Genomic DNA, 15,789 nt, shown 5'->3' on the forward strand with positions numbered 1-15,789 from the left:
TACGAGGAGAGATACATATGACTATTTTCGAGCAACGGCAGCAGGCGCTGCAGCGTGAGATGATCGAGCGGGGTTGGTCGGGCTTCTTAGTCACGAACAACGTCGATATATATTACTACTGCGGATCGATGCAGACGGGGTATTTGTTTATTCCGGCGGAGGGAGACGCGCTTTACCTCGTACGCCGAAGTTTGGTCCGAGCGGAGGAGGAAGCGTCAGCGGCCGTGGAAGCGCTGGGGTCTTTGAAGACGCTGGGCGAGCGTCTTCGCGCGCGCTGCGCGGGTGGATGTGGATCCGCGGCTTCTGGAGTGCTGCGGATCGCGACTGAGCTGGACGTGTTACCCGTCCAGCTGTACTTGCGGCTGCAGGCCGCGCTGCCCGGCGCGGCCTGGGAGGACGGCTCGCTGCTCGTGCGCGAGCAGCGGATGATCAAATCGCCGGACGAAGTCACGGCGATTCGAGCGGCTGCGCGCGTCGTCGACGCAGCGCTGGAAGCGGTCATCCCCCACATTCGTGAGGGGATGGCGGAGTTTGAGCTGATGGCGCTCATCGAGCATCAGCTCCGGCTGCGCGGGCACCAAGGGCTGATGCGCATGCGCGCGTACAATTCCGAGTTGATAACCGGAATGGTAGCGGCAGGCGCGGCGGCAGCGGTGCCCACCTATTTTGACGGGCCGGGGGCACGGGGCTTCACCCGTCCAGCCCGCAAAGCTCGGGCCGCGCGCTGATCGGGCGCGGCGAACCGATTCTCGTCGATATCGGCTGCTCGATCGACGGCTATTTGATCGATCAGACGCGCACGCTCGTGATCGGCGATCTAGACCCTGAGCTGCAGCGGGCCTACGACGTGGCGGAGCAGGTGCTCCGAGCCACGGAGGCCAGGCTGCAGCCTGGCGTTATTGCCGAGCATCTGTATCTGCTCGCGCTGGATCAAATGCATGAAGCGGGGCTAAGCGCCCACTTCATGGGGTACGGCGCCGACCAAGTGAAATTCCTTGGTCATGGCATCGGGCTCGAAATCGATGAACTGCCCGTTCTCGCCAAAGGCTTCAAGTACCCGCTGGCGCCTGGCATGGTCATCGCGATCGAACCCAAATTCACCTTCCCCGGTCGCGGAGTGGTGGGTATAGAAGATACGTATCTGATTACGGATACGGGGTACGAAAAGCTGACGATTTCCCGAGAAGGAATACTTAGGATATAAGAGGCAGAAATATATCGTAGAAGGAATTAAAGGTTCAGCGGTAAAGGGTTAAGGTGGATTAGAGGCGTATGCAGGTGTGGTGGATACGGTATACACTCAAACGTGAGTGCTCTATGTGTTAGGAAATGATGACAATCATGCCCGAAACAGCAAAATAGCGGATCGTCGTTCCTCCAAAATGGAATTTTTGCTGCATTATAACTAATTAACGCCTCTACGTTCCCTCCCTCTGTTAGCAATGTTATTCTAACGTATGCTCGCTAATTCGCAGGGTTTCGTTATTCTTAAAGCAAGGGAATGCTTGCTCATTTAATATTGAATAAACCCCAGCCAGTGGCTGGGGTTTATTCAATATTAATTTATAGGTTGAACGATTAGATTTTCTCAATTACCTTATCAATCAATCCATATGTTTTTGCATCTTCAGCGGTTAGGAAGTAATCACGGTCAGTGTCTAATTCAATCTTCTCGATCGGCTGCTTAGTTGTATCAGCAAGTATACGATTGAGTGTTCTCCGTGTTTTGAGAATGTGCTGGGCACGAATGTGAATATCGCTGGCTTGGCCTTGAGCGCCTCCCCATGGCTGGTGAATCATGACCTCGGCATTAGGGAGAGCGAACCTTTTGCCAGGTGCACCTGCCGTTAAGAGAATAGCTCCCATGGAAGCGGCCATACCTACGCAGATGGTGGAAACGTCAGGCTTAATGAAATGCATCGTATCGTAGATGGCGAGTCCTGCAGAAGTGGAACCGCCGGGTGAATTAATGTAAAGAGAAATATCTTTCTCCGGATCTTCCGCGGAAAGGAATAACAACTGGGCAACAATTGCATTGGCTACTTGATCATTAACCTCCGTACCCAGGAAGATAATTCTGTCTTTCAACAGTCGGGAATAAATATCGTAAGAGCGCTCACCGCGCGAAGATTGTTCGACTACCATAGGTATGAAACTCATAGGAATCATCCTTTCATTTTTAAGTATTATATTTAAGAAGCTTTGCTTTGGACGGTATGACTGTGGACAGTACGTTTTTGACCAAAACCAGAGGATACCATGATTAAACGGATCGGTTCTTCGCCATGGGTGGTTTGAAATTCACGAACGGTGAAGGTAGCTTCTGATTCATTAGGCGAGGTGCCTTGACGACGATAAGAATCGATCGAGATCACGTTGCTTCCTGAGGTTTCTGGAGTATGTTGGGCGGCTTGCTCCCAAGCAATAACAGGTGTTGCAGGTACTTCGTCATTCTGCGACTTACTTGTTTGTTGCTCATGGCTCATGGCGGTTGCCTCCTCATTCTTTCGGTTTGGGATATACGGCTAACAAGACTTGATAGGCATTATTATTGTCTTTGCAGCCCGAATATCGATCGACCAATTGCTGTACCATTGCAGCGTACTCCTCAACGAATGTTTGCCTTTGCTGTTCATCAGTCAGATGTACCTGCAGTTGAAGTGTTGCACTGGGAATCATTTCGCCTACATCGGATTGTTCCATAAGCAGCATTGCATCTCTTCGAATCCGCTCGGATGTTGTCACAAGGTGAGCCAAAGAGCTTTGGTCCTTCAACCTCTGCAAGGTTTCAGGCTTCATACTTAACGATTCGGCCAGTACGAATGTTTTGGCTATCGCTCTGTACAAGACTTCGACCAGATTACGCACCTGACGAGTGCCTACACGCTCAACCAAGCCAGCTTTTTCCAAAGCTTTGAGGTGATAGTTAATGCGTTGGGCCGTTTCCCCGAGCGTTCGAGCCACTTCAGCAGCAGAACCAGGTTCCAGCAGCTGAGCAATGATCTCCCCGCGAATAGGATTCAACAAGACGGTAGCTTGCTCTGGGGACTCGATGTAATAACTGTCTTGAATATCTTTTAGCATGGAGTGGATTGCCTCCAATACAAAGTGTGTGTTACGTAAAAATATTTTATTACGTGGAAGATGAAATGTCAATGGGCGGGTGTAGCGGGATTGGATTGCTCTTCGTTGTTCCGACAAACATTATACAAGCAATGGGTAACGGTGATTTGCTTGCAATTGTTTTCTTCTCTGTTTTGTTTGGAATTGGTATTTCTGTAATTGGTGAAAAGAATAAGCCGGTTATGGAAGGCGATGTTCTAGGTGACTAATCAAATCATGAAATTGGCTCCAATTGGTGTTTTTGCGTTGATTGGAGTAACAGTCTCTAAATTGGAAAGTTAGTACTTGTGCTCTATTTGAGTATTTCTGTGTTTGTGCTAGTCGTGTTGGGGATTGTTGCCAAACTGTTGTGGTACTAGCATTGTATCGATATTAAAATTACTAAAGGATGAAATAATATTGGCGTTTTCCTCAGCAAGTTCAGAAACAGTTCTCCCAAGACTTATAGAGAAAATGGAACGCTTTTGGATGTCCAAAATCGATTACTTCCTTTGTGATCCCTACAGGGGTGTCTTGGGTGTCAGGTGCTTCCTTGGTGGTTCTTCTCGCGACCCTGGATTCCGTAGGCCTTCCTCTTGAAGGTTAATTGCTGGAATTGACCGTATTCTAGATATGGGGAGAACCCCGTTAACGTAATTGGTAATGGCTTAGCTGCAGTCGTAATATCCAAATGGGAAGGCAAATTTGATAGCGAAAAAGCAGACTTGACCCTGAAGGATATTCAACACTGAAAGTGATGTAAGCTAAATGCTTATTTATTCTTGGCTGTTGGAGATTTGGTTTATACAGATCTTCAACAGTTTTTCCGTTTGTTTACTGCAGATATAAAGAATTTCTATATTTGAATAAATCCTTTCGATATACGACACCCCCTACTCTGGAATTATAATTTAAATACGCAAGAGTAAAAGGTGGAGGTACATCATGATAAGAACTGTTGGGATTATGGGAGGAATGGGTCCGCTTGCCACGGTCGATTTGATGAACAAAATTATACGATTAACTCCTGCCCAGAATGATCAGGAACATATTCATTTAATTGTTGATAACTATCCGCAGATTCCTGACCGTACATCAGCAATTATGGGTAAAGGTAATGACCCACTCCCCTATATGAAACAATCAGCCAAGACATTAGAAAAGGCTGGGGCAGATTTACTCGTAATAGCTTGCAATACTGCACATTATTATTTACAAGAAATTCAAGATACGATTGAAGTTCCGATTATTAATATGCCAAATGAGACGGCTAGATACATTCATGAAGTCGGCCTAAGATGCGTTGCGTTGTTAGCGACAGATGGCACTATGAAAATCATGCTTTATCAGAAGTCCCTCCGTGAAAGAGGACTAGATGTACTGGAGCCTGACGAGATTACACAAGCAAAGATAATGGAAGGCATTTATGCAGTAAAAGCCGGAGATATTGCAAAAGGTAAAAGTTTATTAATTAACGCAGCTCAAATAATGATTGAAAAAGGAGCGGAAGCGGTTATTGCGGGTTGCACCGAGATTCCGATTGTTTTAAGTGATACTGAAGAGATTAAAGTGATTGACCCGACTCATATTTTGGCTAAAAAGGTTGTAGATATCGCTAACCAGGAATATGTGTTGTATAAAGATTTTGACTGTCGATAATTGCAAATCGGCACAAAAAATACGTTGAGGAAAAGCGGTTGTATTCATCGTTTGGATGAAAGAGTGTCTATAATTAACAATGGAAAAAGAAAAATTTGTAAGTAAAAACAAAGGAATAGAATTAGCCTACTTCCTAACACTGAATCAATAAAAGAAACTAAGTATTTTGACTATATACTTATGTTATATTCTATAAAATGAATCTATTGAAAGGCGGGGGCATTCTGAATATAGAAAACATTGAAGCTTTTGTTTACGTACACCATTTAGGCAGCTTCAATAAAGCAGCTCAAGCGCTGTTTTTGACGCAGCCTTCTGTTTCGGCGCGGATACAAACCTTAGAACGGGAGTTGGGAAGTCAGCTTTTTTTTAGGGAAGGGAAACATATCCTGATCACAGAAAATGGGAAACAGTTTCTTCCTTATGCACAGCTGATCTTGACGACTTATCAGGAAATCAAAATCAAACTTCAGCAAAATTTGGCGGTATCCTATGAATTAAAAATCGGCTGCGCTATTTCCGTTTCGAATTATCTGGTACCGGACATCCTGCCACTGTTTAGTGAAAAATTTCCAGATGTGAAGATAAAAATTATGACAGGTCATTCCAACGTGATTCTGGAGAAGGTCTTGAATAAAGAAGTCGATTTGGGTATTGTCCGCACTGTTACTCATCCTAATATTGACAATATTTTGTTTCATAAAGACCCCATCGGATTGTTCGTACCTCCAGGACACCCTCTATTAGAAAAGGGAAGCGCTGCAATCAATGAAATCAGCCAGTTTCCTCTCATTTTCTTTGACTATGGCTCCATGGACTGGCTAATGATTACTCGGCTTTTTGAGAATATGAATCCTAACATCGTAATGGAAGTCGACAGCATGGAAGCGGCTAAGGTGCTCATTCTGAAGGGCATGGGGATCAGTTTCTTGCCTGAGCATTGTGTCAGGAATGAGTTTGAAAACGGTCTATTGTCTCGTGTTGAGATTATTCCCGAAGTTGATATTTCAATCAGAATCGATTTGATTTATTTGAAAGGTTCGAGTTCGCCTTTTTTGAATTTTTTCCAGCAGATATCGTTTGGAAAAATCTAACGAGTGCTATGTTTGCTGATCTTGATGTTGAGTTTCCATAGGAATGGTAAGGGATGCGGACGTATCGCTCGTAGTGTTGATAGCACTGCTAATCTGGAAATCTTCTTTTTGAAGGAGTGGCATTGATCGCCGCGACAGACCGCATGCTCGCTAGCGGGAGAACGGCGAGTAACGTGGTCGATAACGGCTTGGCTGCGGTAGTCGTATCCAAATGGGTAGGACAATTTATATATGAGAGCTCGTTTTTACTAGGGTGCAGCAGATTTTGGTTGGATAAATCTAGCAGCCTATTTTTTTCGTTCAAATAGACTGATCTGATCAAGAGTACATCTATAACAGAATAAATCATTTTGATATACGATGCCCCCCACATCGGCTTTATACTTTGACCCGCGATCGTATTTAAAATCGTGTTATTACCGCTAAATCACTTCAAAGAAACACGATTTCAAGAAACGGTTGGAGCCCCATATCAAATTCCCTCCCACATGCTAAACGTAAGGGTTTACGTGCAAAAGGACCGTCAAGGCGATTTGAAGTTACCCATTCTTCAATTACTTGAATAAGTTGTTCCTCGGATTCAAAAGTGTGGAGATGGAAGCACTCGGATTTGAGATGACTGAAAAATCTTTCTATACAAGCATTATCCCAACAGTTTCCTCTACGAGACATACTCACGACCATTTTCCTTTGTTTCAGAAGACGCTAAAGTTGTTTCTGACCTGTGGACGGAATCACCGCGGTAGTGCATTTGCAATTGCAGTCAACGTGGCTCTAGAAGCTGAAGTTCAGGCGCTTGGCGGCACAACGTACAGAAATATGGAACGGTAGATATTCTCGTAAATAAAGTAGTGATTATGGACACTGAAGTAACAAACAACGTTCTGAAGTAACAAATAAAGTCTTGATGTAAATAAAAAAAGATTTGAAGTGATTAGGCGTTCTCTCTACTGGGGGGAACGCTTTTTTAAGCAGCCTGGAGGAGCAATTAAATGCAGGAAAGCTAAAAGTAGATTACCTACGAGAGACGTTAGGGATCTCGTTTCGGCAGATTTTTACTTTATCTCCATGGATGAAGGAAGTACCAAAAGATCAATAATTAATCACTTGGAATTGAACAATAAGCCCTACATCGATGCTGGAATTGGTGTTCAATTACTGGATGATTCTTTAATTGGTCAAGTTCGAATCACAATGGGCACACCCGAAAAGAACGATCATATCTATGACAGAGTATCATTTGCGGATGGAGTAAAAGATGAGTACTTCTCAAATATTCAAATTGCGGATCTAAATGCACTGAACGGAGCACTATCTGTGATTGGTCCTATCGCTGCAGATCCCATTATTGGGTGAAGGGTAATCGTATAATTTGGGCAGAATCATGGACTGAAGAGCAAATTAAGAAGACCAGAGAGGGGTCAAGAAAAGAAGCAGAGAACCGCACGAAGGTTAAGAAAAAGGGTTTGCTTGACCGTTTTATAATTACATATAGCGGCGATCGTGGTTTAGAGTTTGTGAACGAGGAAACAAGTAAACAAACGTATACAAAGTAAAAACAGGTAGATGGATTTCATTACCCAGTAGCTTTATTATTATTTGTGAAAGCGGATTCTTAATGAAAATTATTTAGGGGGACACACAATGAATAAGTGGAAGAAAACAACGTCTGTTGGCCTCGTCGCATGTACGCTTATACTTGCAAGCGCTTGTAGTTCCGCAACCTCCCAAGATGTAACAAAAAGCCCTTCGACACCAACGTCGTCGGCTAGTTCGGAAAAGAAAATCGTTGAGTTGACGACTGTTCGCAGTAATCCATCAGATATTAAATGGGATTCGGGCGAGTCGATGGACAAAAACTCCGTATACGACGCCTACGAGCAAGATTTGGGTATTCGTATTAAGAATATGTGGGTTGCGGATTCGAAGCAGTTTGCTCAAAAGCTTAACATGATGATTGCATCCAACGATATTCCCGATTTTTTCTCCGTTGGTGACCAGGTTCAACTACAACAGCTAATTGACGCGGATATGCTGATGGATATGAGCGCTGTATTCGACAAATACGCTAGCAGCGAAACCAAAGAATGGTTCACCAAAGATGGCGGAAACCAGATGAAATCCGCGAAAGTGGACGGTAAACTGATGGCGATACCGCTGACTGATAGTCCGTACAATTCATCGAGCTACTTGTGGGTGCGCAAGGATTGGCTCGATAAGCTCAACCTTCCGGAGCCGAAAACGATGCAGGATGTATTGAAAATTTCCGAGGAGTTTACGAAGAAGGATCCGGGGGGAACGGGCAAATCGTTTGGACTGACCTTGCAGAAGGATCTTTTCGATGATTATGGACTGACTGGATTTTTTAACGGTTACCATGCATATCCGGGCATCTGGCAGAAGGGCGCAGACGGTAAGCTGGTCTACGGAAGTATACAACCGCAGATGAAAGTCGCTTTGAAACAACTGCAGGATATGTACAAATCAAGTCAAATCGATCCGGAATTCGGTACCAAAGATCCGGATAAAGAAAATGAACTGGTAGCTGCTAATAAAATCGGGATGGCTTACGGTGCGTTCTATTTAAGCGCATGGCCGCTAGCAAGCGCCGCGATTAAGGATGGCAAGTTGGTCCAGGACTGGCAAGTGTACGGGCTGCCGTCTATGGATGGAACACCTGCCAAATCACAGGTCGGTTTAGGCGTTAACGGGTATGTGGTGGTTTCAAAAAAATGCAAAAACCCGGAAGCGGTCATTCAGATTTTAAACCAGTGGATTAAATTGCAGATCAGCATGACAGATAAAGAGAGAGTGTATATTAACGGGAAAGAGCTTGAAGATAAGGGTAAGCTTTATTTCAAAGTCAATCCGATCCGCCTTTTCGCACAAGACGGCAATGTTAAAGCAGGAGGCATTCTGCCAAAAGCGATCGAGTCGAAAGATCCGAGCATTTTGAAAAACGATCCGGATATGACGAATCGTTATAATGCGGTGCAGAACTATTTGAAGGGTGACATGAGCGGCTGGTTGCACTGGATGATCTCCAAGCCGGGGGGATCCTTCTCGATCATGAATCAATATTTGAAGGATAATCGTTATGAGCAGGACCAATTCTTTGGAGCACCGACGCAAACGATGCAGGATAAAAAAGCGGTATTGGATTCAAAAGAGAAAGAAGTGTTCACCAAAATCATTATGAATCAAGTATCCATTGATGAATTCGACAAGTTCGTTACCGATTGGAATAACCTTGGTGGCGAGAAGATTACGAAGGAAGTCAATGATTGGTATGCGAAGCAAAAATAATGGCGGCAAGTTATAACGGGGTAGGAGGGGAGGCCCTCCTGCCGTCTTTCTTTATTAATAATAAGAACGGATATGGTGGTGTAAAGCTTGCTGGGTAAACGGTGGATACGAGAATGGCCGCTGCATCTGATGATTTTTCCTAGTGTTATTATTCTCTTTATTTATAGCTACATACCCATATTTGGGGTTACAATCGCTTTCGAAAAGTTCATTCCAACAAAAGGGATATTTCATTCACCGAAGGTAGGGTGGAAGAACTTCCAATTTTTCATAGAATACCCCGATATTGGGCGCATCATGTACAATACAATTAGCATTGCGTTAATGAAAATGGCAGCTGGTTTGATCGTGCCGCTCATCGTATCCCTCTTATTGAATGAGGTTCGTAAGGTGCTGTTCAAAAGAGTGTTTCAAACACTTGTTTATTTGCCGCATTTTTTGTCTTGGGTGCTGCTGGGAGGCATTTTGATCGATATTCTTTCGCCTTCGACAGGGCTTGTCAATCAGGTGCTGGCTATGTGCGGAATCTCCCCCGTCTACTTTCTGGGGAACAACCACTGGTTTCCTTTCGTTATCGTGCTTTCGGACACGTGGAAAGAATTCGGTTTCAGTACAATTGTCTATTTAGCGGCACTGACGTCAATTAATCCCTCCCTATACGAGGCCGCCTCCATGGACGGCGCAGGCAGGTGGAGACAAACATGGCACATTACACTGCCAGGGATGCTTCCCGTCATTATCTTACTAGCGACATTAAGTTTGGGAAACGTATTGAATGCAGGCTTTGACCAAATTTTTAATTTGTACAGTCCGCAAGTATATGAAAGCGGAGATATTATTGATACACTCGTCTATCGGATCGGCTTGGAACAGTTCCAATACGGCGTCGCGACAGCTATCGGACTCTTTAAATCGGTCGTATCCCTGGTTTTCATATCGGTGTCATATTTCCTCGCTTACCGGTTAGCTAATTACAGAATTTTTTAAGGGGAAAGGAGGAAGGCCTTGTGACACACCATATCACTCGGAGCAGATTGCTATTCTTGATGATCAACTATCTCTTTCTTGGCGCACTCTCCTTGCTATGCATTCTGCCGATGATTCATATTCTTGCTCTGTCTTTCAGCTCGGGCTCAGCTGCCGCTGCAGGGACAGTATCGCTATGGCCCGTTGAATTTACGACCGCAGCCTATGAAAATATTTTGAACAAACCGCAGTATTTCACGGCGTTCTTGATTACGATGAAAAGGGTGTTGTTAGGTACATCCATCAGTATGCTGTTAACCGTGTTGGCGGCGTATCCGTTATCAAAGGAGCCGAGTCATTTTCGCTTTCGGACTGTATATGCCTGGTATTTTGTCATCACGATTTTGTTCAGCGGAGGATTGATTCCTTGGTATATGACGATTAAAGCGACTGGGCTTATAGATACGATTTGGGCGCTAGTTTTACCTTCGGCTGTACCGGTTTTTAACGTCATTTTGCTGTTAAACTTTTATCGTGGGCTGCCCAAGGAGTTGGAGGAGTCGGCTAAAATGGACGGCGCCAACCATTTCGTCACCCTTTTCAGGATTTATTTGCCATTATCGGCGCCGGCTTTAGCGACAATCGGCCTGTTCACGATCGTAGGACATTGGAATAGTTGGTTTGACGGGCTTGTGCTTATGAATCGTCCCGAACATTACCCGCTGCAAACCTTTTTGCAGACGATCATTATTAAGAAAGATTTTCGTTTCATTTCCTCGGATGACCTGGACATTTTGAAGCAGCTATCCGACAGAACAAGCACCGCCGCACAAATATTCGTGGCAGCTTTTCCCATTCTGATGATATACCCGTTTTTGCAACGCTTTTTTATAAAAGGAATTGTCATGGGAAGCGTTAAAGAATAATGGGAGTCTAAAATTTCCTGTGCATGTTTTATTGCCTAAACGTTTTCACCCATGTCATGATAAGAGAGGATGAAGCTAATTTCATAGTACGAGCTGAGCGGGGGTAGATGTTATGAACATAATGAATCAGTTGAAATCAATGAAACCCCCTTCGATCTTTCTAAAGCTGTTTCTCACTTTTTTTCTAGTGATAACGCCTCTTTATTTGATTACGTTAAGAATTAACTTGCAGGGATCGGAAGGAATCCGATACGAAATGTCCGAGTCCATTCAAGCAAGAACAGATTATTTTATGAACATGCTCGAGAGTGAAATTAGCCGGATATCCGATTCTCTTCCCGAATACGTCGTTGATCAGGACCTTCGAAACCTTAGCTCAGTCGGCGACCAAATTAGCCAGTATGAGCGGATAGCGCTTGTCAATGCTCTACAGAGGCGGCTTTACTTAATGAAGTACTCTAGCCTGTACATAGCGGATGCCAAAGCATATGTCCCCTTAATCGAAAGAACCGTAACGCCTGTCAATTACGAGGAGGGCATCAACGAACCGGAATTTGCAGCGCTGCAGCAGCAGAGTAGAGGCGGGCCATTGATCTACTGGAACGATCGTCTATTCTTAAGTCTGGCATATCCGGCGAACGCGAAGCGAAAACCAATATTCGTACTTGGAATCGAATTGTCGATTAAGCAAATGCACGAGATGCTAAATTCCGTGGCAAGACCGGGTCAAGGCAATGCGATGCTCATCAATCTGCAGCAGAATTGGTCAATCGGTGACCAAGTGAGCAAAATCGAAGTGCAGGGGTTACAGTCTTTCTTGCAAAGTCGACAGGAAAAGGGAATTCAGAGCGGCTTGTCGACAATTACTCTTAATAAAAAACGAACCATCGTATCGTACAAATTTTCACCTGCGATTAATACCTATCTTGTTACATTTACACCGGAAGCGTATTTGCTCGGTCCGTTGACTACCCTCAGAAACTGGTTTTGGGTCATGTCCTGTGTATCCGTGTTAATTATTATCTTTTTTTCCTATTCCATTAATAAAGTGATCTTACGCCCGATGAGGAAGCTTATTCAAGCATTCAACAGAATGCGGGACATTCATACGTATCCGACATTACCGGCCGATCAAAAAGATGAGTTCGGTTATTTATATCAGGGTTTTAACAAAATGGTAGAACGGTTAAAATGCTTAATCCAGGAGGTTTACGAGCAAAAGATCAGAAGTCAACGATCAGAATTGAAGTGGCTGCAATCGCAAATCAACCCTCATTTTTTGTATAATTGCTATTTTGTCCTGTGCCGGCTGATCAAGAAGGTTGACACCGAACAAGCCTATCAATTCTGTTTATATATGGGAAACTATTTCCAATTTGTGACTCACGACAAGTCGGATGAAATCCCGTTGGAATTGGAAATTAAGCATGCCCGCACTTATGTGGATATCCAGAGCGTATGCCTCGGCAATCGCATTAAAGTTGAGTTCCAGGTGCCGAATTGGATTGTAAGCGGGGGGACTGTCATTCGAATCGTCTTGCAACCCATTATTGAGAACGTGTACAAACATGTTTTTGAGCAGCAAGAGGGCGACGGGGTTCTATGGATTCATTTTGAAAAGAGTGGCGACGAATTGTACATTCATGTAGAGGATGACGGTAGCGGTTTGGATGATCAGGCAATCACACTTCTGAACGAGAAATTGAATAATGAGGCGGATGAAATCGAAAGCTCGATCGGCATCGTGAACGTTCACAAACGCATTCAAATGCGGTACGGGGAAGACTGCGGCCTTACGTTCGAGAGATCGATTCTAGGCGGACTGCACGTACGGATGAAACTTAGGCCATGGCAGGGAGGGGGATCCGATGTATCGACTGCTCGTCGTTGATGATATGCCCATTGTAGCGGACGGCTTGGTAGGGTTGCTGCAAGACAACACGCATTTGAACCTGAAGCTGTACAAGGCATATTCCGGAACCAAAGCGCTCGACATCCTGAGAACGGAAGAAATTGACATCGTGCTAAGCGATATTAGAATGCCCGGTATGCAAGGTGTTGATCTGCTCAAGGAGATTCGCGTTAATTGGCCAAACTGCAAGGTGATCTTTCTGACGGCATACGATGACTTTGAGTATGTGCGCAGCGCGATTTCCCTCGGTGGTTTCGATTATATTTTGAAAATTGAAGGCGACGAAAAAATCGTTCTAACCGTTGAAAAAGCGATTTACAGCCTGAACGAAGAAAATGTCGTTAAAACTTTAATTTACGGCGCTGACAAGCAAGTGACTTTGGCCGATACAACTTCCCGAGAAGCAATTGTATGGGAGTTGCTAAGCGAAGCGAAAACAAATGTGAACGATGTAAGCAAAGCATTGTCAGAGATGGATCTACCTGTTCGGACCGATTTGCCTCTACTGATGGTGTTGGGAAATGTTCGAGAGTGGGACGGTATTAAGGATCAAGACAAGGCTGGACTGCTCTCCGCACTTCAAAACATTATGGAAACATATATGGGACAGTGTGCCCGTTTGATCACAATGTGCTGCAAGGACTCCCAATTTATGCTTCTATTTCAACCGCACAACGATGAATACGGTGAAAATGAGAACGCTTCCTTCATTTGCAGCGCGCTGGAACCGATTCGGCAAACGTGCCGAAAACTGCTGGATATCCGGATCGATCTGGCGCTGCAAAGTTTAACGGCAGGATGGAGCGGGCTTCATCAAGCTTTCGAAGAAAGGAAAGCTTCTGCTGAGATGGCCATACAGCAGGATACAGATGAAACGAAAGCAGAGTACAACACGGATTATTTTCAGTTGTATAAAATTCGTTTATTAGACAATCATTTGCAGAGTGGAAACGAAGCGGAATTTTTCAAGCTGTTTCAAGAATTGGAAGTTTTTTTTGCGGCTGATTCAACGTTTCGGCTGCACAAGCTGGAATGCCTCAACGAGCTTCATGCCATTTTTGTATCGAACATCGTGGCATGCCAAATGACTGACGAGCTGGAAATGGCTTTAGAGATATATAAAAGGGTTCAGCTTGGAGGAGTCAGCTCGTTGGAAGAGCTGCAACAGCAATACAGGCAGATTGCATCTGCGATTTTCGAGTATAAGCGAACTATGACGAACGGAAATGCGCGAGAGTGGATCGATAAAGTCCATGCGTATATTGAGGCGCATTTGGCGGGAGACCTGGCGCTTCCTAAACTGGCGGCGCAGGTGAACTTCAATCCTTCTTATTTTTCCCGTTTTTATAAGCAGACGACGGGGATTTCGCTATCTGATTACATTGCAGATATTCGCAATGTGAAGGCGAAGGAGCTGCTGAAGGGTAACAAATTAAAAATTCAGGATATCGCAATGAGAGCGGGCTATCAATCGAGCATGGCGTTTATTAGGTTTTTCAAAAAACAAAATCGGATGACTCCACAGGAGTTCAGAAGAAAAATGTCATCCGCCGACTTTGTTCCTGGTAGAGAAACCGGTATTAACGTTTTACCAGATTAACTGACTTTAAAGAGGGGGGAAATGGTATGGATCAGATCAGAATCGGAATTGTTGGCGTAAGTGGGCGTGGAGGAATAGCTAAGTATTGGCATCAGCCGAATGGGAAGTCTGTTGTCGTAGCGGGAGCGGACATTTACCCGGAGAAGCTGAAAGAATTTCAAGAGACTATTAATCCGGATGCGTTTGTCACCACGAATTACCTGGAACTGCTGGAACGTGATGATATTGATGCGATTGCCGTCACGTCCCCGGATTTTTGCCACGAGGAGCATGCGGTGGCTGCGCTGAAGGCTGGAAAGCATGTATTTTGTGAGAAGCCGTTGGCAATCACGGTAGAAGGCTGTGACCGCATTTTGAAAGAGTGGAAACAGTCGGGCAAGCAATTGATGGTAGGCTTCAATATGCGTTACATGAATATGTTCCAAACGATGAAAGAAATCGTTGATTCCGGCGTTATAGGGGAAATCAAGGCAGTATGGGTTCGCCACTTCGTTGGATGGGGAGGCAGCTTCTATTACCACGACTGGCATGCTAATGCAAAAAACTCGACTTCTCTGCTTTTGCAAAAAGGCTCCCACGATATCGACATCATCCACTGGATTACAGGCCGGAACACTACGAAAGTATCGGCGTTCGGCGGGCTTGACTTTTACGGCGGAGAAAAGCCGAACGATTTGACTTGTCCTAGGTGTGATGAGCGGTCTACTTGTACGGAAGCAAGTGCGGGGACGCTCATTCAATGCGCGTTTCGCAAGGAAGTAGACGTTGAGGACAATAACATGGTCATTATGGAACTGGAGGGCGGAATCAAAGCATCCTATTTGCAGTGCCATTTCACGCCGGATTACCACCGCAATTATACGTTCATTGGAACGGAAGGACGGATGGAAAATTCCGAGCCTGATGGGAAAGTATACGTCAAGACGCGCCGCTCCAATACGCAGCGCGAGCTGTCCGACCGGACGTACGAGATCAAAAAGGCGGAAGGATCACACAGTGGGGCCGATCCGCGAATATGCCAGGATTTCGTCGATATGATTCTGTATGGTAAAGAACCGCTCGCATCGCCGCTCGCTGGCAGGATGAGTGTTGCTGTTGGTTGTGCGGCCACACAATCGATCCGTTCCGGCGGCGGGGTTGTTTCGATCTCTCCGGTTCCGAATTTTATTCAGGATTAAAGGAGAGTGCAGATACGGAATACAGTGTAGGGATATGGTTCGATTA

Annotated in this window: 15 protein-coding genes and 3 pseudogenes; 13 read left to right on the forward strand and 5 right to left on the reverse strand. The window is 44.9% G+C overall.

Features of this window, described 5'->3' with window-relative positions; genetic code table 11:
- Window positions 1–17: 17 nt before the first annotated feature.
- The gene (locus ACBP55_RS05145; RefSeq protein WP_464650234.1) at window positions 18–728 is read left to right on the forward strand and encodes an aminopeptidase P family N-terminal domain-containing protein; all 711 of its coding nucleotides are present in this window, start codon (window positions 18–20) and stop codon (window positions 726–728) included.
- Between the two features lie 41 nt (window positions 729–769).
- Window positions 770–1,204: a M24 family metallopeptidase gene (locus tag ACBP55_RS05150; protein WP_464653232.1), complete on the forward strand. Its 435-nt coding sequence runs from the start codon at window positions 770–772 to the stop codon at window positions 1,202–1,204.
- Between the two features lie 374 nt (window positions 1,205–1,578).
- Here the strand turns inward: ACBP55_RS05150 and clpP are convergent, their stop codons facing one another.
- From clpP to ACBP55_RS05165, 3 genes are read right to left on the reverse strand one after another with little or no spacing between them, the layout of a single operon-like run.
- Complete coding sequence (gene clpP / locus ACBP55_RS05155; protein ID WP_464650235.1) at window positions 1,579–2,160, reverse strand: ATP-dependent Clp endopeptidase proteolytic subunit ClpP; 582 nt, start codon at window positions 2,158–2,160, stop codon at window positions 1,579–1,581.
- A 32-nt stretch (window positions 2,161–2,192) separates the two neighbouring features.
- Window positions 2,193–2,486: a hypothetical protein gene (locus ACBP55_RS05160; protein ID WP_464650237.1), complete on the reverse strand. Its 294-nt coding sequence runs from the start codon at window positions 2,484–2,486 to the stop codon at window positions 2,193–2,195.
- Between the two features lie 13 nt (window positions 2,487–2,499).
- Window positions 2,500–3,084 (reverse strand): ArsR/SmtB family transcription factor, encoded by a 585-nt coding sequence (locus ACBP55_RS05165; RefSeq protein ID WP_464650239.1) that lies wholly within the window; start codon window positions 3,082–3,084, stop codon window positions 2,500–2,502.
- Window positions 3,085–3,188: 104 nt separating this feature from the next.
- On the opposite strand from ACBP55_RS05165, the pseudogene ACBP55_RS05170 reads away from it, so the two are divergent.
- The 4 genes and pseudogenes from ACBP55_RS05170 to ACBP55_RS05185 form a co-directional block, all read left to right on the forward strand.
- Window positions 3,189–3,854 (forward strand): annotated as a pseudogene (locus ACBP55_RS05170) (cation:dicarboxylate symporter family transporter); the annotation flags it as partial.
- A gap of 193 nt (window positions 3,855–4,047) precedes the next feature.
- Window positions 4,048–4,761 (forward strand): cysteate racemase, encoded by a 714-nt coding sequence (gene cuyB, locus ACBP55_RS05175; protein WP_464650241.1) that lies wholly within the window; start codon window positions 4,048–4,050, stop codon window positions 4,759–4,761.
- A gap of 224 nt (window positions 4,762–4,985) precedes the next feature.
- Entirely contained in the window at window positions 4,986–5,855 is an 870-nt protein-coding gene (locus ACBP55_RS05180; RefSeq protein WP_464653233.1) for a LysR substrate-binding domain-containing protein, read from the forward strand.
- 122 nt (window positions 5,856–5,977) lie between these two features.
- Window positions 5,978–6,163 carry a hypothetical protein gene (locus tag ACBP55_RS05185; RefSeq protein WP_464650243.1) on the forward strand — a complete coding sequence of 62 codons (186 nt, stop codon included), beginning with the start codon at window positions 5,978–5,980 and terminating at the stop codon, window positions 6,161–6,163.
- A gap of 124 nt (window positions 6,164–6,287) precedes the next feature.
- On the opposite strand, the pseudogene ACBP55_RS05190 reads toward ACBP55_RS05185, so the two are convergent.
- Together ACBP55_RS05190 and ACBP55_RS05195 are read right to left on the reverse strand one after the other, a co-directional pair.
- Window positions 6,288–6,446, reverse strand: a pseudogene (locus ACBP55_RS05190) (hypothetical protein); the annotation flags it as partial.
- Window positions 6,447–6,448: 2 nt separating this feature from the next.
- Window positions 6,449–6,536, reverse strand: a pseudogene (locus ACBP55_RS05195) (hypothetical protein); the annotation flags it as partial.
- A 249-nt stretch (window positions 6,537–6,785) separates the two neighbouring features.
- On the opposite strand from ACBP55_RS05195, the gene ACBP55_RS05200 reads away from it, so the two are divergent.
- From ACBP55_RS05200 to ACBP55_RS05230, 7 genes are all read left to right on the forward strand, one after another.
- Window positions 6,786–7,211 carry a hypothetical protein gene (locus ACBP55_RS05200; RefSeq protein WP_464650244.1) on the forward strand — a complete coding sequence of 142 codons (426 nt, stop codon included), beginning with the start codon at window positions 6,786–6,788 and terminating at the stop codon, window positions 7,209–7,211.
- 288 nt (window positions 7,212–7,499) lie between these two features.
- The gene (locus ACBP55_RS05205) at window positions 7,500–9,161 is read left to right on the forward strand and encodes an extracellular solute-binding protein (RefSeq protein WP_464650246.1); all 1,662 of its coding nucleotides are present in this window, start codon (window positions 7,500–7,502) and stop codon (window positions 9,159–9,161) included.
- A gap of 129 nt (window positions 9,162–9,290) precedes the next feature.
- Window positions 9,291–10,148: an ABC transporter permease gene (locus ACBP55_RS05210; RefSeq protein WP_464653234.1), complete on the forward strand. Its 858-nt coding sequence runs from the start codon at window positions 9,291–9,293 to the stop codon at window positions 10,146–10,148.
- A gap of 59 nt (window positions 10,149–10,207) precedes the next feature.
- A complete protein-coding gene (locus ACBP55_RS05215) occupies window positions 10,208–11,053 on the forward strand; it encodes a carbohydrate ABC transporter permease (RefSeq protein ID WP_464653235.1) in 846 nt (281 codons plus the stop codon).
- Between the two features lie 112 nt (window positions 11,054–11,165).
- Entirely contained in the window at window positions 11,166–12,944 is a 1,779-nt protein-coding gene (locus tag ACBP55_RS05220; RefSeq protein WP_464650248.1) for a sensor histidine kinase, read from the forward strand.
- The gene (locus tag ACBP55_RS05225) at window positions 12,922–14,565 is read left to right on the forward strand and encodes a response regulator transcription factor (protein WP_464650250.1); all 1,644 of its coding nucleotides are present in this window, start codon (window positions 12,922–12,924) and stop codon (window positions 14,563–14,565) included. The genes ACBP55_RS05220 and ACBP55_RS05225 overlap by 23 nt, the downstream gene beginning before the upstream one ends.
- A 26-nt stretch (window positions 14,566–14,591) precedes the next feature.
- Window positions 14,592–15,743: a Gfo/Idh/MocA family protein gene (locus ACBP55_RS05230; RefSeq protein WP_464650252.1), complete on the forward strand. Its 1,152-nt coding sequence runs from the start codon at window positions 14,592–14,594 to the stop codon at window positions 15,741–15,743.
- Window positions 15,744–15,789: the final 46 nt, after the last annotated feature.

It is taken from the genome of Paenibacillus sp. WG02, assembly GCF_055396115.1.